The following is a 20,216-nucleotide window of genomic DNA, read 5'->3' as shown; positions in this document are numbered from 1 at the left end:
GGCGGCACGTCAGGCCACCGACTATACCTCAGCGTTTGTTCAGAACACGGGCCAAACGGTCGCCGCCGAGCTGAATCACGGCAACCAGAACCACCAGCAGCACAATCACGGTGAGCATCACTTGTGTGTCGAAGCGCTGGTAACCATAGCGATAGGCGATGTCTCCCAGGCCGCCCGCGCCAATGGCACCGGCCATGGCCGAAGAGTTGATCATCGTGACCAGGGTGATGGTGAAACCGCCGACAATACCCGGCAATGCCTCAGGCAACAGCACGTGCCAGATGATGTGATGACGCTTGCAACCCATGGCCTGGGCGGCTTCGATCAAGCCGTGATCGACCTCACGCAGGCTGACTTCGGCGATACGGGCAAAGAACGGTGTGGCCGCGATGGTCAGCGGTACGACGGCTGCCCACACCCCATAGGTGGTGCCCACAATCAGGCGGGTAAACGGAATCAGCGCCACCATCAAAATCAGAAACGGAATAGAACGGAACAGGTTGACGAACGCGCCCAGCGCTTTGTTCAGCGCTGGCGCTTCATAAATCCCGCCCTTGTTGCTGGTGACCAAAATTACCGCCAGCGGGATCCCCAGCACCAGCGCGATCAGTGACGACACCCCCACCATCAAAAAAGTGTCGATGACACCCTGCCATAAACGCTCAAACCCCATAGCCCACGACCTCGACCTGTTGTGCCCATTGTTCGGCGCGCTTGCGCAGTTCTTCTGCGCCCAGCGACGCGCTGGTTACGCTGAGCAAAAGTTGCCCCAGGGCATGCCCCTGAATCTGTTCGACGCCGCCATGCAACAGGCGCACCTGGCCGCCCAGTGCGCTGAACACGGCGCCAAGATCAGGCTCGCAGGCCTGGCTACCGGTAAACCGCAGGCGCAGGATCACACTGGAACTGGCCGCGGTCGGTTGCTGTGAAATGCGCTGTTGCAGTGCCTCGGGCAAAGCGTCCTGCAAGGGGGCGAGCAAGGTTTTGCTGACCTCATGTTGCGGGTCGCCGAACACTTGCCACACCGGACCTTGCTCGACCACCCGGCCTTGCTCCAGTACCACCACGCGGTGACAAATATCGCGAATCACGGCCATCTCGTGGGTGATCAAAATGATCGTCAGCCCCAACCGCTGATTGATCTCGCGCAGCAAGCCGAGGATCGAATGTGTGGTTTCAGGATCGAGGGCCGAGGTGGCTTCGTCGCAGAGCAAAATCGCCGGATCATGCACCAGCGCCCGGGCAATGCCCACGCGCTGCTTTTGCCCGCCCGAGAGTTGTGCCGGATAGGCGGTGTGCTTGCCTTGCAGGCCCACCAGCTCAAGCAGCTCCCGGACTTTCTGCTCACGCTGCGGCTTGGGTACACCCGCGACCTTGAGCGGCAGCTCGACGTTTTGCCATACGGTTTTGGCTGACATCAGGTTGAAGTGCTGAAAGATCATGCCAATCTGGCGACGCAGAGCCACCAGCGCATTTTCATTGAAGTCGCCGATGTCGACCTGATCAATCAAGACCCGCCCGCTGCTGGGTTGTTCGAGGCGGTTGATGGTACGTATCAGTGACGACTTGCCAGCGCCGCTGCGCCCGATAATGCCAAAAATTTCCCCGCGCTGAATCGCCAGATCGATGCCCTTGAGTGCATCCACCGGGCCCTGGCGGCCGTCATAGGTCTTGCCGACGCCGATAAAACGCACATGGGCGCGACTCAGCTCGGGGTGCAGCTCTGTTCGGGAGGCGCTGGGCGGTGGCTCATCAAGCGGCACGCGGGCAGTGGCAATGCTCATGTTCAGCCTCCCCAGCCAGCTTGGTAGAGCGTGCCGTAGGTTTTATCCAGCGAAGCCTTTACCACGGGTGAGTGTTGATAAATATCGACGAACTTGGCCAGGCGCGGGTCGTCCTTGCTTTTGGGCTGGATGACAAATTGAATCACGTACTCGGGGTGGTCGATGCCGTCGAACAGCAGGGCGGATTCGGCATCGAAGGTTTTACCCAGGCGAATGTAAGCCGGATAACCCTGCACCAGATCGGCATCATCGTAGGCACGGACCAGTTGCACGGCTTCGACCTGAAGGATGTTGATCTTCTTCGGGTTGGTGAGAATGTCCTCTTCGGTGGCTTTGTAGCCGACACCCGGCTTGAGGGTGATCAGTCCGGCCTTGGCCAGCAGCTGCAGGCCGCGGCCGCTGTTGATCGGGTCGTTGGCGATGGCCACGGTGGCCCCTTCAGGCAATGCGTCGAGACTGCGGTATTTTTTTGAATACAACCCGACATTGTTGATCACGCCCCGGGCATAAGGCTCCAGATGAAAGCCGCCCGCTGCGTTGGCGTTTTCCAGAAAGGGGATGTGCTGGAAGTAATTCACATCGATATCGCCGCTGGCCAGGCTGACGTTGGGGGCGATCCAGTCCGTAAACTCCACCAGCTCGACTTTCAGCCCTTGCTTGTCGGCTTCTGCCACCGCGGCTTCCAGCGGGATGGCAAAGGCGGCGGTGGTGCCGACCTTGAGCGGTTTTTCGCCTGCGAAGAGCATGCCGCTGAACAGCCCGAGGGCCAGAATTAGTGTGTGTTTTTTGTTCATAAGTTAATTCCAGTCAACGAGTCAGAGTTCGAACTTTGCAGGAGCGAGCGTGCTCGCCATCCCGGTGATGCGGTGTGTCAGGCAGACCGCAGTGATGCCATCGCGAGCACGCTCGCTCCTGCGGGTTATGTTGTGTGTCTAAAAGCCGCGCCGGTATGTCGATCGGGCAGATGCGCACTGCCATCGGTAAACAGTTTTTGTCGCAGGCTGCCGTTGTCATACGCCGTTTTGTAGGAGCCCCGGCGCTGCAGTTCCGGGATGACCAGATCGATAAAGTCGACATAGCTTTCGGGGGTGACAATTCGCGTCAGGTTGAAACCGTCGAGGCCGGTTTCTTCGATCCATGACTCCAGCTCATCGGCAACCTGTGCTGGCGAGCCCACCAGCGTCATGTAACGCCCGCCAAGGGCGTGTTGTTCGAGCAGCTTGCGTCGGGTCCAGTCGTTGTTCTGCAACACATTGGTTGCCGACTGAATGGCGTTGCTCTTCACGTACTGGATGGGTTCATCCAGTTCATAGTCAGCAAAATCGATGCCGGTGGAACTGGCGAAATGCGCTACTCCGGCCTCGGCACTGGCATGGCTCAAGTAGTCATCGCGCTTGGCAAGTGCCTGGGCTTCAGTCGGCGCAACGATGACGTTGAGGCCCATGAACAGTTTGATGTCATCTGCGTTGCGCCCTGCCGCCAGGGCGCTGGCGCGTACTTTGTCGACCTGGCGTTTGGTGGCGGCCTTGGTTTGCCCGCTGATAAACACGCACTCGGCATGGCGCCCGGAAAACACCAGACCGCGATCCGAGCTGCCGGCCTGGAACAGCACGGGCGTGCGTTGTGGTGACGGTTCGCAGAGGTGGTAACCCTCGACCTGATAAAACTCGCCGGCGTGTTTCACCTTGTGCACTTTTTCTGGCCGGGCGTAGATGCGTTGTGCCGGGTCATTGATGACTGCATCGTTTTCCCAGCTGCCTTCCCACAGCTTGTAGAGCACCTCGAGGTATTCGTCGGCCTGGTCATAACGGCGGTCATGTTCGACCTGCCCGGTCAGGCCCATGGCCTTGGCAGCGCTATCGAGGTAGCCCGTGACAATGTTCCAGCCCACGCGTCCACGGGTCAGGTGATCAAGCGTCGACATGCGACGTGCGAACAGATACGGCGGTTCGTAGGTCAGGTTCGCAGTTAAACCAAAGCCAAGGTTTTTGGTGACGGCGGCCATGGCGGATACGAGCAGCAGCGGGTCATTGACCGGCAATTGAATCGACTCTTTGAGCGGCACGTCGACCGACTGCTGGTACACGTTGTACACGCCCACGATGTCGGCGATAAACAATCCGTCAAACAGCCCGCGTTCCAGCAGCTGTGCCAGTTCGGTCCAGTACTCCAGAGTGTTGAAGCGGGTGGACGTGTCCCGCCGATGTGTCCACAGGCCGTGATTGATGTGGCCAATGCAGTTCATGTTGAAGGCATTCAACAGAATTTTCTTTTTGCTCATCAGATGGTGCCCCGCAGTGGCGGATTTTCATCGTTGAGGTAGTAATTGCCGATGGCGTGGTACTTCCAGCGCACCGGGTCGTGCAACGTATGGACCCGGGCATTGCGCCAGTGGCGATCGAGGCCGTGTTCGGCCAGGGTGGCCTGGCTGCCGGCCAGTTCAAACAGGGTGCTGCCAGCGGCCAGTGAGACCTCGGTGCTGATGGCGCGGGCTTGCGCGACGGCAACCGAAGCGGCAGCTACGGTCGTGGCGTTGGTGTCGATCTGGGCCTGGTCGAGAAATTCGCCGGCGCGGTCCAGCAAGGCTTCGGCCGCATGCAAGCGGGCGCTGAGCTGGCCGAAGCTTTTGAGGGTCAGAGGATCTTCACTGGCTACATCACTTGTAGCGTCGATCCATGGGCGGGTTTTGGTGCGTACAAAGTGCAAAGCCTCTTCAAAGGCCGCGCGGGCGATGCCAGTGTCGATGGCTGCGTGCAGAATCTGCGCCAGTGGCCCCACGGGTGTCGGGCGCTCGAAGGCACTTTGAAACGGGATCACGTCCTCTGCGCCGACAAAGACGTTGTCGAAGATGACCGAGCCGCTGCCAGTGGTGCGTTGACCAAAACCGCTCCAGTCATCGATGACCTTTAGCCCGTCGCTGTCGCGAGGCACAAACGCCAGCTGCTGAATGCCGTCGTCATCCACCACGGAAGTCGGAATGCGCTGGGCGTAAAGTGCGCCGGTTGCATAAAACTTGCGGCCGGTAATGCGATAGCCGTGCTCGGCCCTGGCCAGATGCGTGGTGCGGTCGTGGGCGGTTTTTGTGCCGATTTCAGCCAGGGCATTGCCAAAGCGCTGACCGGCCAGGACTTCGGCATACAGCCGCGCCTGTTGCTGGGGACTGCCGTTTACCCGCAGTACTTCAAGTGCGTAGAAATGGTTTTGCGGAATTTGCCCCAGCGAGCCGTCTGCTGCTGCAATCAGTGCGACCACTTGTGCCAGGGTGACGTTGGACACACCGGCACCGCCGTAAGCCTTGGGCACAGTAATGCCCCACAGGCCTGTATGGGAAAACAGTTCGAGTTCGTCATGGGGCAGGCGGCGTTCACGGTCGCGCAGGGCGCTGTCGCGTTTGAAATGGGCGGCGAGTTCACGCGCTACGCTCAAGGCCTCGGCATCGCTGCGCAATACCGGGACCTGTTTGGATATCAGTGACATGGGTGTCTCCGGGTCAGATCCAGGAATGCCGTGCAGGCAATGTGCCGTTGAGGCGATACGCACCAATGGCGTGGTACTTCCAGCGCACCGGGTCGTGCAGGGTATGAACCCGCGCGTTGCGCCAGTGCCGGTCGAGGTTGAATTCGGCGAGGGTGGCGCGGCTGCCGGCCAGTTCGAAGAGTTTTTCGCTGGCCAGCAGTGAGACTTCGGTGCTCAGCACTTTGGCTTCAGCTACTGCAATCGACGCCCGGGCGGCGGCCTGGGCATCAATCGGCGCGGCGCTGACTTCGTCCAGTATCCGTCCGGCCTTACGCAGTAACGCTTCAGCGGCGTGCAGCTCGACTTTCAGTTTGCCGATATCGGCAATCACATACGGGTCATGGCTATTGCGTTCGACCTTGGCGTCCACCCAGGGGCGGGAGCGTTCGCGTACAAAACTGATGGTGTCAGTGATCGCGCCGCGGGCGATGCCCACATCGATGGCGGCCTGGATCAGTTGTGACACGGCGCCTTGAATATTCGGGGTCTCGTTGAGGCGCCAGTTCTCCACTACCCATTGGGCTTCAACCGGCACGTTATTGAGCAACACGGTACCGCTGGCGGTGGTGCGCTGGCCAAAGCCCGACCAGTCATCGACGACGCGCAGGCCGGGTGTACCACGACGTACAAAGGCGATCACTTGCTTGCCGTCTTCGTTGAGCGCCTTGACGGCAATCCAGTGGGCGAACAAAGCACCTGTGGAATAGAACTTTTGGCCGTTGATAACGAACTCATCGCCTTCAGCGGTGATACGTGCTTTTAAATCGAGGGTATTTTTGCTGCCGCGTTCAGGCCCTGCATTGCCGATGCGCCAACCTTGCAACACGCTGCTGAACAGTTGCTCTTTTTGCGCCTGAGTTGCGGTATTCAAAATCAGGTGCAGGATACCCACCTGATTTTGCGGAATTTGCCCCAATGCCGGGTCGGCTGCCGAGATGATCGCGAACACTTCGGCCAGGGTCACGAATGACACCTGAGGCCCGCCAAATTCCCGCGGGATGGAAATGCTGCCCAGGCCGCTGCGGGTAAACGCTTCGACCTGCGACCACGGCAGGCTTCGCTGCTGGTCGCGCCTTGCGGCGTGTTCAAGCGCGCTGGCAGCCAGGGTGCGGGCGGCTTCAAGGGCTTCGTTATCGGTGCGCAGGACATGTGCGTCGAGCAACGGGGGCGCGACATCCAGGTCGCTTTGCAGGTGTGCATTCGCCAAGTTGGACATTAGTGCTGCTCCTTGGCTGCACGCAATGCCCTGGCGATCTGCACAAGGGTAATTGTGTTACTGACCATACCTACCTCGCATCTCATCATTAGAGCGCCGCATGAGCGGCGCGAATAAAAACCAGAGAGTCCGGTGGTCCGGTCCATATACCCTAATCGAGTATAAAAATTAAAAGAACTAACTTTTAGGAATATGAATAGACGATTGTTTGACCCTGTTCCGATCAGTTGCGCCAATTGGGGCGAGGCTCGGCAGCGTGCAGTACTTCCCGGGGGGCGGGGTTCAAATAAAGCTTGTGGGCACCGACCTTGAGGGTGCGTGCGGGTGCCCAGCGAGAGTTGTTGCCCACGTGATCAATCACGCAGTAGGTGACTTCCAGCTTGGGGTCTTCACCGGCCTCTTGAATGATCTCGGGCGGGACGAACACGCTGACGGGTTTGTTGATGTCTACCTTGCGCAGCTTGGGCAGATCCATACGCACGTCCCCCCACAGCAAGGTGATTGCATCTTCACCGGCCATGTTGCGATAGGGCTCGATGGTCACCGGCACGCCGCGCTTCATCTGGCTGGGGTTGACCCCGTAACGCTGTATCGGCTCCGGGATCATCAGCGGTGCGAGCCCCTGGTTTTCCTCGCCGATGGCGTCTCCGCCCGGACAATCAAGTTTGATCAGGACTTTGAGTTGTGCTGAAAGTGCGGGGCTGCTGCCAATATGCATGACGCGATAATAGAGGCGTGCGGTTCCATTCTGGATGAAACTTTCGGGCACCCTGAGTGACACGGACTGGCCAATGTCGGCCTTGCATAGTTGCCGTGAGGTGACATAACAACCGTCCCAGAACAATTCGATAAGATCGCCTTCTTCCATGTTTGTATAAGGCGCTATTGTGACAAGTAAGTGCTCGGCAGCGCGGGCGCAAATAGTATGTTTGCTGGTGTCATAAAGTGTCGGCGCTGCCAGCTTGTCAGCGTGTGAAGTGAAGGGCATGGGTAAGTTTCCTTTCTAACGTGTAATGGGTGACGAAACACATCGGTACAGGCCGTACGGGTGCCGGCATGGCTTGAAGATCCTTGCTTGAGAACCATGAGCACTGTGATGGAGTATTGAGCGGGTACTTCAGGGTACGGGCTGGACCGGCTGGTTACTTATTAGATAAGAGGCTCGGCGCATGAGTGTCAAGGTACAAGAGGATGAATATAGACACCTTCAACTTATTCGGAATGCTCCTACTGGCATAATGCTTTAATTGTGTCGCGCAGAAAAATGCAGGGCGTTTGTTTACAGCTCAAACACTTGTCGACTTGTTGAAGTGCGGGGGTGAGTGAAGTTGTAGTTGTGGGTGGAAGTTATAAGTATTTTTATTTGATGCTGGCAGTGTTGTTAATAATAAAAGAACTTTCCTACCCCTGTTTCTATGCTTTCGGAGTGTGTTGTATCGCGTCGCTCGACAGGTGTCCGTTGACACTGTCCGGGCTGTGCTTTTGCACCGTCTGTGCGACATGAGGCCGGATCGGTCATTGACGTTTTTCCCATTTCTTTCACACGCGATCGGGATAATAAGTCTGGACGAAGCAATCGGTTTGCCTGCTTTGTGATATTTAGACGTAGCCAAATTTACTGGAAGAGCACTCAAATGGCCCACACGCCTCAAACGCCCCCTGTACGCCGAGTTTCCCGTTTTAACCTGCGCTGGTATCACTGGCTGTTGCTGCTGGGTGCAGTGTTTTATGGGGTGGCTTCAGTCATGCACTGGGATGACCGGGGCGTGTTATGGGTGCTGGAGGGCTTCGAGAGCCCGACAGAACAGAGTGAAAGCGTTTGGTTGCCCGACTACACGGCAGTCATCGATGCCAAGCTTTTGCCGGGCCTGGAAGATGACGAAGCCTCGGACCTTGCTTACAACCCCGCCACCAAAACGCTGTTTTCAGTGATGGGCAAAAATCCGTTTCTGGTTGAGCTGTCACTCGAGGGTGACGTGCTGCGCAAGATTCCACTCCAGGGCTGGAGCAATCCGGAAGGCGTGACCGTGATGGAGAATGGCCTGCTGGCCATTGTCGATGAGCGTGATCACATGCTGACCGTGGTGAAAGTCGATGCCGAGACTCAAAACCTGAACATGGCTGACTTTCCGAGTTACGACCTGGGCGTTTCCAAGGACCAGAACAAAGCCTTTGAAGCCATTGCCTGGGATCCGCGTCGCCAGCAATTACTGCTGGGAGAGGAGCGTCCACCCGCCTTGTATGTGTGGAAAAGCAATGGCAGCCAGACCCTCACCGGCAACAAGCAAAAATTATCCAGCGATGAGCTGGACCTGCGAAACCTGTCGGCCTTGAGCATTGATCCGCGTACCGGGCATACGCTGGTGCTGTCGGCAGATTCGCACATGCTTCTCGAACTCGATGAGTTGGGCGAACAAGTGAGCTTCATGACGTTGTTGCGAGGCTTCAATGGTCTTAAAAACACCATCCCGCGTGCTGAGGGGGTGGCAACTGACGAACACGGCACGCTCTACATGGTGAGCGAGCCCAACCTGTTTTATCGCTTCGAGAAGGCCGCCAAGTAATGCGTCAGCTAGTGTTGAGGTAGTCGCGGGCACCCAGGTGCATGGCAGATTAAGTTTGAATTCATGCAGTCGTGGTATTTCATTCGCCTGATCTGTAGAGAGTCCGTCCCATGCACCGTGTCAGTCGCCTCACCGTTTTTCTTGTTTGCGTGATTCTTGCGGCCTTGGTCGCTGCAGGAATGGCGGCCCAGCACTACCGCTTCTTCGAGCGGACGTGGTTCAACATCAACCAGCAATGGCAATCCATCGACCCGGCAGCGATCAACCTCGGCGAATATCAGGTCGTGGTACAGGGTCGCGCCATTGAGGGTCTGGAAGACGATGTGTCGGCGCTGACCTACGACCCGCTGCGCAAAAGCCTGTTTACCGTCACCAATAAAAAAGCCGAGCTGATCGAACTGTCACTCGACGGGAAAATTCTGCGGCGTATCCCGCTGGTCGGATTTGGCGATGCTGAAGCCGTGGAGTTCATTGGCGAGAACACTTATGTGATCACCGATGAACGCCAGCAGCGGCTGATTAAAGTGCGGGTCGATGACAGCACGCGGTTTCTCGATGCGATTGAGGCCGAGCAACTGACGCTGGGGCTCAATTTGGCGGGCAACAAAGGCTTCGAAGGTCTGGCCTATGATTCGGCCGGCAAACGCCTGTTTGTGGCCAAAGAGCGCGATCCGATGCTGATTTACGAAGTGCGCGGCTTCCCCCACGACAACCCGCAAGAGCCCTACGCCACCCATGTGGTGACGAACCCCCGGCGCGATGCCCGATTGTTTGTACGTGATTTGTCGAGCTTGCAGTTCGACGAGCGCAGCGGCCATTTGCTGGCGCTGTCGGATGAGTCGAAGCTGTTACTGGAGCTGAATGTAGAGGGGCGCCCCATCAGCACGCTGTCGCTGAAAAAAGGCCGGCACGGTTTGACGAAATCAGTGCCGCAAGCGGAAGGCATCGCGATGGACGATGAGGGAACGATTTACGTGGTGAGTGAGCCGAATCTGTTCTACGTATTCAAAAAACCCTAAGGCCTGACCTGAGGCCGGGTTTACGACTGCTGTGCAGCCGGACGCGGCCTCGCGCTGCTCGACCGCTGCTACGGATGGTTGTTGTAGCAGTGGTCGAGTGTTCAGCGTCGGGTTACTTGGTCAGGGTTTTTACGCCTTCAGCCGTGCCCAGCAACAGCAGGTCAGCCGGGCGTGCGGCGAACAAGCCGTTGGTCACGACGCCGACGATGGCGTTGATTTGACGCTCCAGTTCAACCGGGTTGGTGATCTGCATGTTGAATACGTCAATGATGATGTTGCCGTTGTCAGTCACGACGCCTTCGCGGTAAACCGGGTCGCCGCCCAGCTTCACCAGCTCGCGGGCTACGTGGCTGCGGGCCATCGGGATCACTTCAACAGGCAGCGGAAACGCCCCCAGCACCGGCACCAGTTTGCTGCCGTCGGCGATGCAGATAAAGGTTTTGGCCACGGCCGCGACGATCTTCTCGCGGGTCAGGGCTGCGCCACCGCCTTTGATCAGGTTCAGGTTTTCGTCGCTTTCATCGGCGCCATCCACATAGAACTCCAGGTCGCTGACGGTGTTCAGCTCATACACTGGAATGCCGTGACCCTTGAGACGGGCAGCGGTGGCTTCGGAGCTCGCCACAGCGCCGTCGAATGCGCCTTTGTGCAACGCCAGCGCGTCGATGAAGCAGTTGGCTGTGGAGCCGGTACCGACCCCGACGATGCTCTTGTCATCCAGCTTTGGAAGGATGAAGTCGACAGCAGCCTGGGCTACGGCCTGTTTGAGTTGATCCTGGGTCATGCGGGCTCCGGGGCGGGAAGGGTATCAGAGGGCGGCAAGTATACCCCAAGCATCTAAAACCTTTGGATTCGTATGGTCGCCCGCGTAAACGCTGGGGTAGACTCCTTGGTCCCTGCCAACCCGCCCAGTGAAGCTTTCCGATGCTCGAACAGTACGTTAAGAAGATCCTCACCTCGCGCGTTTATGACGTAGCCGTTGAAACCCCTCTGCAAACTGCCAATCAGCTCACGCAGCGATTGGGCAACCAGATTCTGCTCAAGCGCGAAGATCTGCAGCCGGTGTACTCGTTCAAGATTCGCGGCGCTTACAACAAACTGATGCACTTGAGCGATGCCGAACGGGCCTGCGGTGTTGTCACGGCATCGGCCGGCAACCATGCACAGGGCCTGGCCCTGGCGGCCAAGAAGCTGGGGGTCAAGGCCACCATCGTCATGCCCAAGACCACGCCCGAGATCAAGGTAGAAGGCGTACGTTCCCGCGGCGGCATTGTGGTGCTGCACGGCGACACGTTCCCCGAAGCCCTGGCCTACTCGCTGCAACTGGTCGAGAAAGAAGGCTACGTATACGTTCACCCGTACGATGACCCGCACACCATTGCCGGGCAGGGCACGGTCGCGATGGAAATTCTGCGCCAGCACCCGGCTCCGCTGGATGCGATTTTCGTCCCGGTGGGCGGTGGTGGCCTGATCGCCGGGATTGCCGCCTATGTGAAATACCTGCGCCCTGACATCAAGGTCATTGGTGTTGAACCGGATGACTCCAACTGCCTGCAAGCCGCGATGGCTGCTGGCGAACGGGTGGTGTTGCCGACCGTGGGGATTTTTGCCGACGGTGTGGCCGTGGCACAGATTGGCCAGCACACCTTTGATATCTGCAAAAACTACGTGGACGAAGTCATCACGGTCAGCACTGACGAGATCTGTGCGGCGATCAAGGATATTTTCGACGACACGCGTTCGATCACTGAGCCGGCCGGCGCTCTGGGTGTGGCCGGAATCAAGAAGTATGTCGAGCAACGCGGTGTACGTGGCCAGACACTGGTGGCTATCGACTCGGGGGCTAACGTCAACTTCGATCGCTTGCGTCATGTGGCCGAGCGTGCCGAGCTGGGTGAAGGCCGTGAAGCGATCATCGCCGTGACCATCCCTGAAGAGGCGGGCAGCTTCAAGGCGTTCTGCCAGGCCATCGGCAAGCGTCAGATCACTGAGTTCAACTATCGCTACCACACCGGCAGCGAAGCCCACATTTTTGTCGGTGTGCAAACCCATCCCGAGAATGACCCGCGTCGCGCGCTGCTCGCCAGCCTGGCGGAACAAGGCTTCCCGGTGGTCGACCTGACCGAGAACGAACTGGCCAAGTTGCATATCCGGCATATGGTCGGTGGGCACGCGGCGAAGGTCAGCGATGAGCTGCTGTTCCGTTTCGAGTTCCCTGAGCGCCCGGGCGCACTGTTCAACTTCCTCAACAAGCTGGGAGGACGCTGGAATATTTCAATGTTCCATTACCGTAACCATGGTGCGGCCGACGGTCGTGTGATGGCCGGCTTGCAGGTACCTGCAGAAGAACGCCATCTGGTGCCGGCGGCGCTGGCTGAAATTGGCTACCCGTACTGGGATGAAACCGATAACCCGGCTTATCAGCTGTTTCTTGGTTGATAGGCGCTACGCTGTTTGAACGGCGCAAGGAATTTATAAAATGGAAACGTTCACAGCATTAAAGCTGGTTCATGGCGTATCGACACTGCTGCTGTTTGTCAGCGCCATCGTCTTGCTTGTCTGGGTAATTCGCCGCTGGCGTGCCGGCGATAAAGACCTGTCGGGCGGGGTGGTGCGGCGTCCGTGGGGATTTGTCTGGGCGCTGATGGGGCTGTGCCTGTTGGTGTTGCCGGTGAGTGGCTGGTTTCTGGTGCATATGGCGGGCTGGCCATTGAGCCAGTTGTGGCTGCTGGCGGGCAGCAGTTTGTATCTGCTGGGCGGCCTGAGCTGGCTGTGGCTGGTGGTGCGTCTTAATCGGCTGCGGCTGGGGCGTGTGGCCAAACACCCGCGCTTTACCTGGGTGCTGGTGGTTTTTTGCGCCATTTGCTTTATCGCCATTGCCGGGCTGATGGGCGCCAAACCGGTGTAGCTTCAAATGGCCCCTCCCCGGCTGGAGAGGGGCAGGGGCTTTAGTCGCGCAGTGAAATCACCGGCCAGCCGCGCTTCACGGCCTCGGCCCGCAGATTCTCGTCAGGGTCTACCGCCACCGCATGGGTCACTTGCTCCAGCAGCGGCAGATCGTTCATTGAGTCGCTGTAGAAGTAGCTGTCAGCGAGGCTGTAGCCGGTTTCTTCGAGCCAGCGGTTCAGGCGTGTCACCTTGCCTTCACGGAAGCACGGTATGTCTGTGCTGCGCCCGGTATAGCGGCCGTCGACGACTTCGCATTCCGTGGCAATCAGGTGTTCCACGCCCAGGCGTTTGGCGATCGGGCCGGTGACTACGCGGTTGGTGGCGGTGATAATCACCAGCAGGTCGCCGGCTTCACGGTGCTGAGTCAGCAATGCCAGTGCTTTGGGCAACATGATGGGCTCGATGCAATCGCGCATGAATTCGCGGTGCCACTGATCCAGTTGAGCCATGTCATGGCGGCCAAAGATTTCCATGCTGAAATTAAGATACGCCGCGTTGTCCAGCTTTCCGGCCAGGTAATCCTGGTAAAAGGCATCGTTGCGGGCCTTGTAGGCGTCGCCATCGAGAATGCCCCGCTGGCACAGGTAATCGCCCCATGCGTGATCGCTGTCGCCGCCCAGAAGGGTGTTGTCCAAGTCGAATAAAGCCAGACGCATAGAAGTTACCTGCTGAAATGTCTGTAAAAAAGGCCCTAAGAATACGGTCTTTTCATAAGAGTGCACATAAGGCGGGAAGGCGCGTTGCTGCTTTCACAACCTTTGTGGAACAATGCGGCGACATGCGTTTGCGAGGTTGTTGCCGTGATCGACCCCGATGGTTTCCGTCCTAATGTCGGGATTATTCTGACAAATGATGCTGGTCAGGTACTTTGGGCTCGCCGTATCAATCAAGAAGCGTGGCAGTTTCCACAGGGCGGTATCAACCCTGATGAGACGCCGGAAGACGCCTTGTACCGTGAGCTGAACGAAGAAGTTGGCCTTGAACGCGAAGATGTGGAAATACTCGCCTGCACGCGAGGCTGGTTGCGTTATCGTTTGCCGCAACGGCTGGTCCGTACCCACAGTCAACCGCTGTGCATCGGCCAGAAGCAAAAGTGGTTTTTGCTGCGCCTGATCTCTAACGAGCAGCGGGTGCGGATGGATTTGACCGGTAAACCGGAATTCGATGGCTGGCGTTGGGTCAGCTATTGGTATCCGTTGGGCCAGGTGGTGACATTCAAGCGCGAGGTCTATCGTCGCGCTCTCAAAGAGCTTGCCCCGCGCCTTTTAACGCGCGCCTGACACGGAGTTCGACCCCGAGCCATGCTCAATACGCTGCGCAAGATCGTCCAGGAAGTTAACGCCGCCAAGGATCTCAAGGCGGCGTTGGGGATTATTGTGTTGCGCGTCAAAGAGGCTATGAGCAGCCAGGTCTGCTCGGTCTATTTGCTTGATCCAGAGACCAACCGTTTTGTCCTGATGGCCACCGAGGGCTTGAACAAGCGCTCGATCGGTAAAGTCAGCATGGCGCCCAACGAAGGCCTGGTCGGCCTTGTGGGCACGCGTGAAGAACCTCTGAACCTCGAAAACGCCGCCGATCACCCGCGTTATCGTTACTTCGCCGAAACCGGTGAGGAGCGTTATGCCTCATTCCTAGGCGCGCCGATCATCCACCACCGCCGTGTGGTCGGGGTATTGGTCATCCAGCAAAAGGAACGCCGTCAGTTCGATGAGGGTGAAGAAGCCTTCCTGGTGACCATGAGCGCCCAGTTGGCAGGGGTTATCGCCCACGCCGAAGCCACGGGCTCGATTCGCGGCCTGGGGCGTCAGGGCAAGGGCATCCAGGAGGCCAAGTTCGTCGGCGTACCCGGTTCACCCGGTGCTGCGGTGGGTACGGCGGTGGTCATGTTGCCCCCGGCCGATCTGGACGTTGTTCCCGATAAAACCATCACTGACATTCCCGCCGAGCTGAAACTGTTCAAAACGGCCCTCGAAGGCGTGCGCAATGACATGCGTGCCCTGTCGACCAAGCTCGCGTCCCAGTTGCGGCCCGAAGAGCAGGCGCTGTTCGATGTCTACCTGATGATGCTCGATGACGCATCGCTGGGCAGCGAAGTCAAAAATGTCATCAAGACCGGCCAGTGGGCCCAGGGCGCGCTGCGGCAGGTGGTGACGGACCACGTCAATCGTTTTGAGCTGATGGACGATGCCTACCTGCGTGAGCGGGCCTCGGATGTTCGTGACCTCGGGCGGCGTCTGCTGGCGTATTTGCAGCATGACCGCCAGCAAACCATGGTCTATCCCGACAACACCATTCTGATCAGCGAGGAGCTGACGGCGACCATGCTGGGTGAGGTGCCTGAAGGCAAGCTCGCGGGCCTGGTGTCGGTATTGGGGTCGGGTAACTCCCACGTGGCGATTCTGGCCCGTGCCATGGGCATCCCGACGGTGATGGGCCTGGTCGACCTGCCGTACTCCAAGGTCGACGGCATCCAGATGATCGTCGACGGTTATCACGGTGAGGTCTACACCAACCCCAGCGAAGTGTTGCGCAAGCAATACGCTGAAGTCGTCGAAGAAGAACGCCAGCTGTCCCAGGGTCTTGATGCCTTGCGTGAGCTGCCGTGCATCACCCCTGACGGGCATCGTATGCCGCTGTGGGTCAACACCGGCCTGCTGGCCGATGTAGCGCGTGCGCAACAGCGCGGCGCAGAAGGCGTGGGTCTGTACCGCACTGAAGTGCCGTTCATGATCAACCAGCGCTTTCCGAGCGAAAAGGAGCAGCTGGCGATTTATCGCGAGCAACTCGCCGCCTTCCATCCGCAACCGGTGACGATGCGCAGCCTGGACATTGGCGGCGACAAGTCACTGTCGTATTTCCCGATCAAAGAAGACAACCCGTTCCTCGGCTGGCGCGGGATCCGCGTCACCCTCGACCACCCCGAAATTTTTCTGGTTCAGGCCCGGGCCATGCTCAAGGCCAGCGAAGGCCTGAACAACCTGCGTATTTTGCTGCCGATGATCTCCGGCACCCACGAACTCGAAGAAGCGCTGCACCTGCTGCACCGCGCCTGGGGTGAAGTGCGTGACGAAGGAACCGATGTGCCGATGCCTCCGATCGGGGTGATGATCGAAATTCCGGCAGCGGTGTACCAGACCAAGGAACTGGCGCGGCAGGTGGACTTCCTGTCTGTGGGGTCCAACGACTTGACGCAATACCTGTTGGCCGTCGACCGCAACAACCCGCGGGTTGCCGATTTGTACGACTACCTGCACCCGGCCGTGCTGCAAGCCTTGCAATCGGTGGTGCGCGATGCCCATGCCGAAGGCAAGCCTGCGAGTATCTGCGGGGAGATGGCGGGTGATCCGGCCGCTGCGATCCTGCTGATGGCCATGGGATTCGACAGCCTGTCGATGAACGCCACCAACTTGCCAAAAGTGAAATGGATGCTGCGCCAGGTCAGCCTGAGCCGTGCGAAGGAAATCCTGGCCGAAGTCATGACCATCGATAACCCGCAGGTGATTCGCAGTACCGTGCAACTGGCCCTGAAAAACATGGGCCTGACCCGGATGATGAATCCGGCGGCAATCAAGCCGTATTAGCCACAAAGACGCCCCTCTGCAGGCGAGCGGACTCGCTTCTGCAGAGGGGGCTTCAATCTTCGATTCTGACCTCCCCCAAACGCCCGCCCAGTGGCCCGAAGCTGTATTCCACCATCAGCCTTGAACCGTCAGCCTTGACGATCAATGCCGTGCTGGCGCGGGTGCCGTAGCTGGTGCTGGTGATAAATACGCTCGACAACAAACTTTCGGTTGCCAGCCCTACGCCCGTATCCGGCAACTCGCTGAATGGCGCTGTTTGCGTATCTTTGAGCAAGGCCAGCAAGGACTGCGGCTGCGGGTCGCCCAGCACTTCGGCCAACGCTGCCTTGGCTTTCAGCAGCTTGGGCCACGGGGTATCCAGCCCGGCATTCGACAACCCATAAATACCTGCACTCAACGGCTGCGCAGCCAGCTCCCTGGAGTTGAAATGCCAGAGTTGGTCGCGGGTGCCCAGCAGCAGGTTGAAGCCGGCATATTCCACCGAACGTCGACCAACGTCGGCAAAGTACTCGCCAATTGACTGGTTTCCGATCAGAAATTCAGAGACCAGCTCGCCGCGGGAGCGCCGTGAAGGCGGGCGATGGGGCTCGCGAATATTGGTCAGTGCTGCAAAGCGGCCATCGGCGCCGATGCCCAGCCAGGTGCCCCCAGCTTCGATATCGCGCCCTGCATACACATGGGGCGCTTCGGCCCACTGCGCCAAAGGCTTGGCGGGGCGGGCATAAAATTCATCGCGGTTGGCAGCAACCACCAGCGGTTGTGCGTGGCCGGGGCGCCAGGCAAAGACAATCAGGCACATGGGCAATCCTTAATGATTTTTTAACCCCTCTAGTTATAGATTGCCTTGGCCCGTCGCGCCATGAGTGGAGCCCAAGCCCTTGCTCCGTTACCATGCGGATCAAAATCGAAGGGGGCGTTATGGAATTTCTGCTCTATCTGGTGCTGGGAGGCTTTGCCGGTGTTCTCGCCGGGCTGTTTGGTGTCGGTGGCGGACTTATCATCGTGCCGGTGCTGGTGTTCAGTTTCACCCTGCAGGGCTTCAATACCGAGGTGCTGACGCATTTGGCCGTCGGCACGTCATTGGCTACGATCATCTTTACTTCGATCAATTCGATTCGTGAGCACCATCGCAAGGGTGCCGTGCGCTGGCCGTTGGTTATCTGGATGACGCTGGGCATTTTGATCGGTGCCGGGCTCGGTGCGCTGACCGCTGAAGCCATCGCGGGGCCGCATCTGCAAAAGATCATTGGGGTGTTCGCGGTGCTGATTGCCGTGCAAATGGCCTTCGGGCTGCAGCCCAAGGCCAGTCGAACGGTTCCGGGAAAGCCGGGGTTGACCCTGGCAGGCACGGTGATTGGCTGGGCGTCGGCCATTTTCGGGATCGGCGGTGGTTCGTTGACCGTCCCGTTCCTGAGCTGGCGCAGTGTGCCCATGCAGCAGGCTGTGGCGACCTCGGCAGCCTGTGGATTGCCGATAGCGGTGGCAGGTGCATTAAGTTTCATGATCATTGGCTGGCACAACCCGGACTTGCCCGCGCATAGTCTCGGGTTTATTTACTTGCCGGCGCTGCTGGGCATTGCCCTGACCAGCATGTTTTTCGCCCGTTTCGGTGCGCGTTTGGCTCACAAGCTTTCGCCACGCCTGCTGAAACGGCTGTTTGCCGCACTGTTGTTCTGTGTCGGCTTGAGTTTCCTGATCTAACGAGGAGTCGCAATGCTGCCTTACCCGCAGATTGACCCGGTGGCATTGGCCATCGGCCCGCTGAAAATCCATTGGTACGGTTTGATGTACCTGATCGGCATTGGCGCAGCCTGGCTGATCCTGTCCCGTCGCCTCAACCGTTTCGACCCGACCTGGACCAAGGAAAAATTGTCTGACCTGGTGTTCTGGGTGGCGATGGGGGTGATCGTCGGTGGCCGTTTGGGTTATGTGCTGTTTTACGACCTGAGTGCCTACATCGCCAATCCGTTGCTGATTTTCGAAGTCTGGAAAGGCGGCATGGCGTTCCACGGTGGACTGATTGGCGTGATGCTGGCCACGTGGTGGTTCGGCAAGCGCAACAACAAGTCGTTTTTCCAGATCATGGATTTTATTGCCCCTGTGGTGCCGATCGGCCTGGGTGCGGGGCGCATTGGCAACTTCATCAACGCCGAGTTGTGGGGCAAGGCCACCGATGTGCCCTGGGCGATGATTTTTCCGACCGATCCGCAGCAATTGGCACGTCATCCGTCGCAGCTGTATCAGTTTGCGCTGGAAGGTGTGGCATTGTTCCTGATTCTTTGGCTGTATTCGCGTAAACCCCGTCCAACCATGGCGGTTTCCGGGATGTTCGCCCTGTTCTACGGCATCTTCCGCTTTATCGTCGAGTTCGTCCGGGTGCCGGATGCTCAATTGGGCTATCTGGCGTTTGGCTGGGTCACCATGGGGCAAATCCTTTGCATTCCGATGATCGCCGGCGGTCTGTTACTGATCTGGTGGGCTTACCATCGTGATCCAGCGGCTCAAAAAGCTGCGTCATAAATTCGAATTGCAGGGCTCATAAAGCCCTGCATTCAAACGGTAGGAAATCCATGAAGCAATACCTCGAACTCGTTGCCAACGTCATCAAGAATGGCACCTTGCAAGCCAACCGCACCGGCGTGAAGACCATCAGCCTGCCTGGCGCGATGTTGCGTTACGACCTCAAAGAAGGCTTTCCGGCTATCACCACCCGACGCATGGCATTCAAGTCCGCGATCGGTGAAATGTGCGGCTTCTTGCGTCCAGTGAACAGCGCTGCCGACTTCCGCGCCCTGGGATGCAAGGTGTGGGACCAGAACGCCAACGAAAACGCCCAGTGGCTGGCCAATCCGTTCCGTCAGGGCGAGGACGACCTCGGCGAGATCTATGGCGTGCAATGGCGCAAGTGGCCTGCCTACAAGCAGATCGGGCGCAGCAATCAGGCCGCCATCGAGCTGGCGCTGAGCCAGGGTTATCGCCAGATTGCCGAAGGTGAAGAAGACGGCCAGCCCTACGTAGTGCTGTACAAGGCTATCGATCAGGTGCGCCAGTGTGTCGACACCATCATCAATGATCCGGGCAGCCGCCGTATTCTGTTCCATGGCTGGAACTGCGCCCAGCTGGACGAAATGGCTCTGCCGCCGTGCCACCTGCTGTACCAGTTCCACCCGAATGTCGAGACCAGGGAGATTTCCCTGACGCTCTACATTCGCTCCAACGATCTGGGCCTGGGCACGCCGTTCAACCTGACCGAAGGCGCAGCGCTGTTGAGCCTGATCGGCCGTCTGACCGGCTACACGCCGCGCTGGTTCACCTATTTCATCGGTGATGCCCACGTGTATGAAAACCACCTGGACATGCTCAACGAACAGCTGACCCGCGAGCCGTTCCCGATGCCAAAACTGGTGATCTCGGACCGCGTTCCGGAATTCGCCAAGACGGGTGTCTACCAGCCGGAGTGGCTGGGGCTGATCGAGCCGGGCGACTTCAGCCTCGAAGGCTATCAGCACCATGCTCCCATGACCGCGCCGATGGCGGTGTAACGCCCAGCACCCGGTCGCCCCGGCCTGTGGCAGCGGCTACCGGGT

19 protein-coding genes are annotated in these 20,216 nt (G+C 58.6%); 9 read left to right on the top strand and 10 right to left on the bottom strand.

The features are described from left to right. Positions 1 to 28: 28 nt before the first annotated feature. From AWM69_RS01625 to AWM69_RS01595, 7 genes are all read right to left on the bottom strand, one after another. Positions 29 to 673, bottom strand: coding sequence for a methionine ABC transporter permease (locus AWM69_RS01625; RefSeq protein ID WP_131653508.1), 645 nt, complete (start codon positions 671 to 673; stop codon positions 29 to 31). Beyond that, positions 663 to 1,784: a methionine ABC transporter ATP-binding protein gene (locus AWM69_RS01620; RefSeq protein ID WP_218725624.1), complete on the bottom strand. Its 1,122-nt coding sequence runs from the start codon at positions 1,782 to 1,784 to the stop codon at positions 663 to 665. The genes AWM69_RS01625 and AWM69_RS01620 overlap by 11 nt, the downstream gene beginning before the upstream one ends. Before the next feature lie 2 nt (positions 1,785 to 1,786). Next, entirely contained in the window at positions 1,787 to 2,578 is a 792-nt protein-coding gene (locus AWM69_RS01615; RefSeq protein ID WP_218725623.1) for a MetQ/NlpA family ABC transporter substrate-binding protein, read from the bottom strand. Between the two features lie 125 nt (positions 2,579 to 2,703). After that, the gene (locus AWM69_RS01610; protein WP_218725622.1) at positions 2,704 to 4,065 is read right to left on the bottom strand and encodes an LLM class flavin-dependent oxidoreductase; all 1,362 of its coding nucleotides are present in this window, start codon (positions 4,063 to 4,065) and stop codon (positions 2,704 to 2,706) included. Beyond that, a complete protein-coding gene (locus tag AWM69_RS01605) occupies positions 4,065 to 5,261 on the bottom strand; it encodes an SfnB family sulfur acquisition oxidoreductase (RefSeq protein WP_131653504.1) in 1,197 nt (398 codons plus the stop codon). Before AWM69_RS01605 ends, AWM69_RS01610 begins: the two co-directional genes overlap by 1 nt. A 13-nt stretch (positions 5,262 to 5,274) precedes the next feature. After that, positions 5,275 to 6,516, bottom strand: coding sequence for an SfnB family sulfur acquisition oxidoreductase (locus tag AWM69_RS01600; protein ID WP_131653503.1), 1,242 nt, complete (start codon positions 6,514 to 6,516; stop codon positions 5,275 to 5,277). A 223-nt stretch (positions 6,517 to 6,739) separates the two neighbouring features. After that, on the bottom strand, positions 6,740 to 7,504 hold the full coding sequence (locus tag AWM69_RS01595) for a hypothetical protein (RefSeq protein WP_131653502.1): 765 nt from the start codon (positions 7,502 to 7,504) through the stop codon (positions 6,740 to 6,742). A gap of 646 nt (positions 7,505 to 8,150) precedes the next feature. Between AWM69_RS01595 and AWM69_RS01590 the strand changes: the two genes are divergently transcribed. Both AWM69_RS01590 and AWM69_RS01585 read left to right on the top strand, forming a co-directional pair. After that, positions 8,151 to 9,080 (top strand): SdiA-regulated domain-containing protein, encoded by a 930-nt coding sequence (locus AWM69_RS01590; RefSeq protein WP_131653501.1) that lies wholly within the window; start codon positions 8,151 to 8,153, stop codon positions 9,078 to 9,080. A gap of 110 nt (positions 9,081 to 9,190) precedes the next feature. Continuing rightward, positions 9,191 to 10,099, top strand: a complete 909-nt coding sequence (locus AWM69_RS01585; protein WP_218725621.1) for an SdiA-regulated domain-containing protein — start codon at positions 9,191 to 9,193, stop codon at positions 10,097 to 10,099. Between the two features lie 112 nt (positions 10,100 to 10,211). On the opposite strand, the gene rpiA is transcribed toward AWM69_RS01585, so the two are convergent. Continuing rightward, positions 10,212 to 10,883 carry a ribose-5-phosphate isomerase RpiA gene (rpiA, locus tag AWM69_RS01580; RefSeq protein ID WP_048381131.1) on the bottom strand — a complete coding sequence of 224 codons (672 nt, stop codon included), beginning with the start codon at positions 10,881 to 10,883 and terminating at the stop codon, positions 10,212 to 10,214. 140 nt (positions 10,884 to 11,023) lie between these two features. On the opposite strand from rpiA, the gene ilvA reads away from it, so the two are divergent. Together ilvA and AWM69_RS01570 are read left to right on the top strand one after the other, a co-directional pair. Further along, on the top strand, positions 11,024 to 12,538 hold the full coding sequence (ilvA, locus tag AWM69_RS01575; RefSeq protein ID WP_048381129.1) for a threonine ammonia-lyase, biosynthetic: 1,515 nt from the start codon (positions 11,024 to 11,026) through the stop codon (positions 12,536 to 12,538). A gap of 40 nt (positions 12,539 to 12,578) precedes the next feature. Beyond that, positions 12,579 to 13,007, top strand: coding sequence for a DUF2269 family protein (locus AWM69_RS01570; RefSeq protein ID WP_218725620.1), 429 nt, complete (start codon positions 12,579 to 12,581; stop codon positions 13,005 to 13,007). Between the two features lie 40 nt (positions 13,008 to 13,047). On the opposite strand, the gene AWM69_RS01565 is transcribed toward AWM69_RS01570, so the two are convergent. After that, the gene (locus AWM69_RS01565; protein WP_131653498.1) at positions 13,048 to 13,704 is read right to left on the bottom strand and encodes an HAD family phosphatase; all 657 of its coding nucleotides are present in this window, start codon (positions 13,702 to 13,704) and stop codon (positions 13,048 to 13,050) included. A 144-nt stretch (positions 13,705 to 13,848) separates the two neighbouring features. Between AWM69_RS01565 and AWM69_RS01560 the strand changes: the two genes are divergently transcribed. Both AWM69_RS01560 and ptsP read left to right on the top strand, forming a co-directional pair. Next, complete coding sequence (locus AWM69_RS01560) at positions 13,849 to 14,328, top strand: RNA pyrophosphohydrolase (RefSeq protein WP_048381705.1); 480 nt, start codon at positions 13,849 to 13,851, stop codon at positions 14,326 to 14,328. 21 nt (positions 14,329 to 14,349) lie between these two features. After that, positions 14,350 to 16,629, top strand: coding sequence for a phosphoenolpyruvate--protein phosphotransferase (gene ptsP / locus AWM69_RS01555; RefSeq protein ID WP_048381123.1), 2,280 nt, complete (start codon positions 14,350 to 14,352; stop codon positions 16,627 to 16,629). Positions 16,630 to 16,681: 52 nt separating this feature from the next. Here the strand turns inward: ptsP and AWM69_RS01550 are convergent, their stop codons facing one another. After that, positions 16,682 to 17,428, bottom strand: a complete 747-nt coding sequence (locus AWM69_RS01550; RefSeq protein WP_131653497.1) for an NRDE family protein — start codon at positions 17,426 to 17,428, stop codon at positions 16,682 to 16,684. 119 nt (positions 17,429 to 17,547) lie between these two features. Here AWM69_RS01550 and AWM69_RS01545 point away from each other — a divergent pair, with 119 nt between their 5' ends. From AWM69_RS01545 to AWM69_RS01535, 3 genes are read left to right on the top strand one after another with little or no spacing between them, the layout of a single operon-like run. Further along, positions 17,548 to 18,330, top strand: coding sequence for a sulfite exporter TauE/SafE family protein (locus AWM69_RS01545; protein WP_131653496.1), 783 nt, complete (start codon positions 17,548 to 17,550; stop codon positions 18,328 to 18,330). A 12-nt stretch (positions 18,331 to 18,342) separates the two neighbouring features. Then, entirely contained in the window at positions 18,343 to 19,149 is an 807-nt protein-coding gene (lgt, locus tag AWM69_RS01540; protein WP_048381117.1) for a prolipoprotein diacylglyceryl transferase, read from the top strand. Between the two features lie 50 nt (positions 19,150 to 19,199). Then, a complete protein-coding gene (locus AWM69_RS01535) occupies positions 19,200 to 20,171 on the top strand; it encodes a thymidylate synthase (RefSeq protein WP_218725619.1) in 972 nt (323 codons plus the stop codon). The last annotated feature ends 45 nt before the right edge of the window (positions 20,172 to 20,216 follow it).

Source organism: Pseudomonas sp. D1HM, from assembly GCF_019266105.1.
Lineage (GTDB): Bacteria > Pseudomonadota > Gammaproteobacteria > Pseudomonadales > Pseudomonadaceae > Aquipseudomonas > Aquipseudomonas taetrolens.
This window is presented reverse-complemented; position numbering and strand designations above follow the sequence as displayed.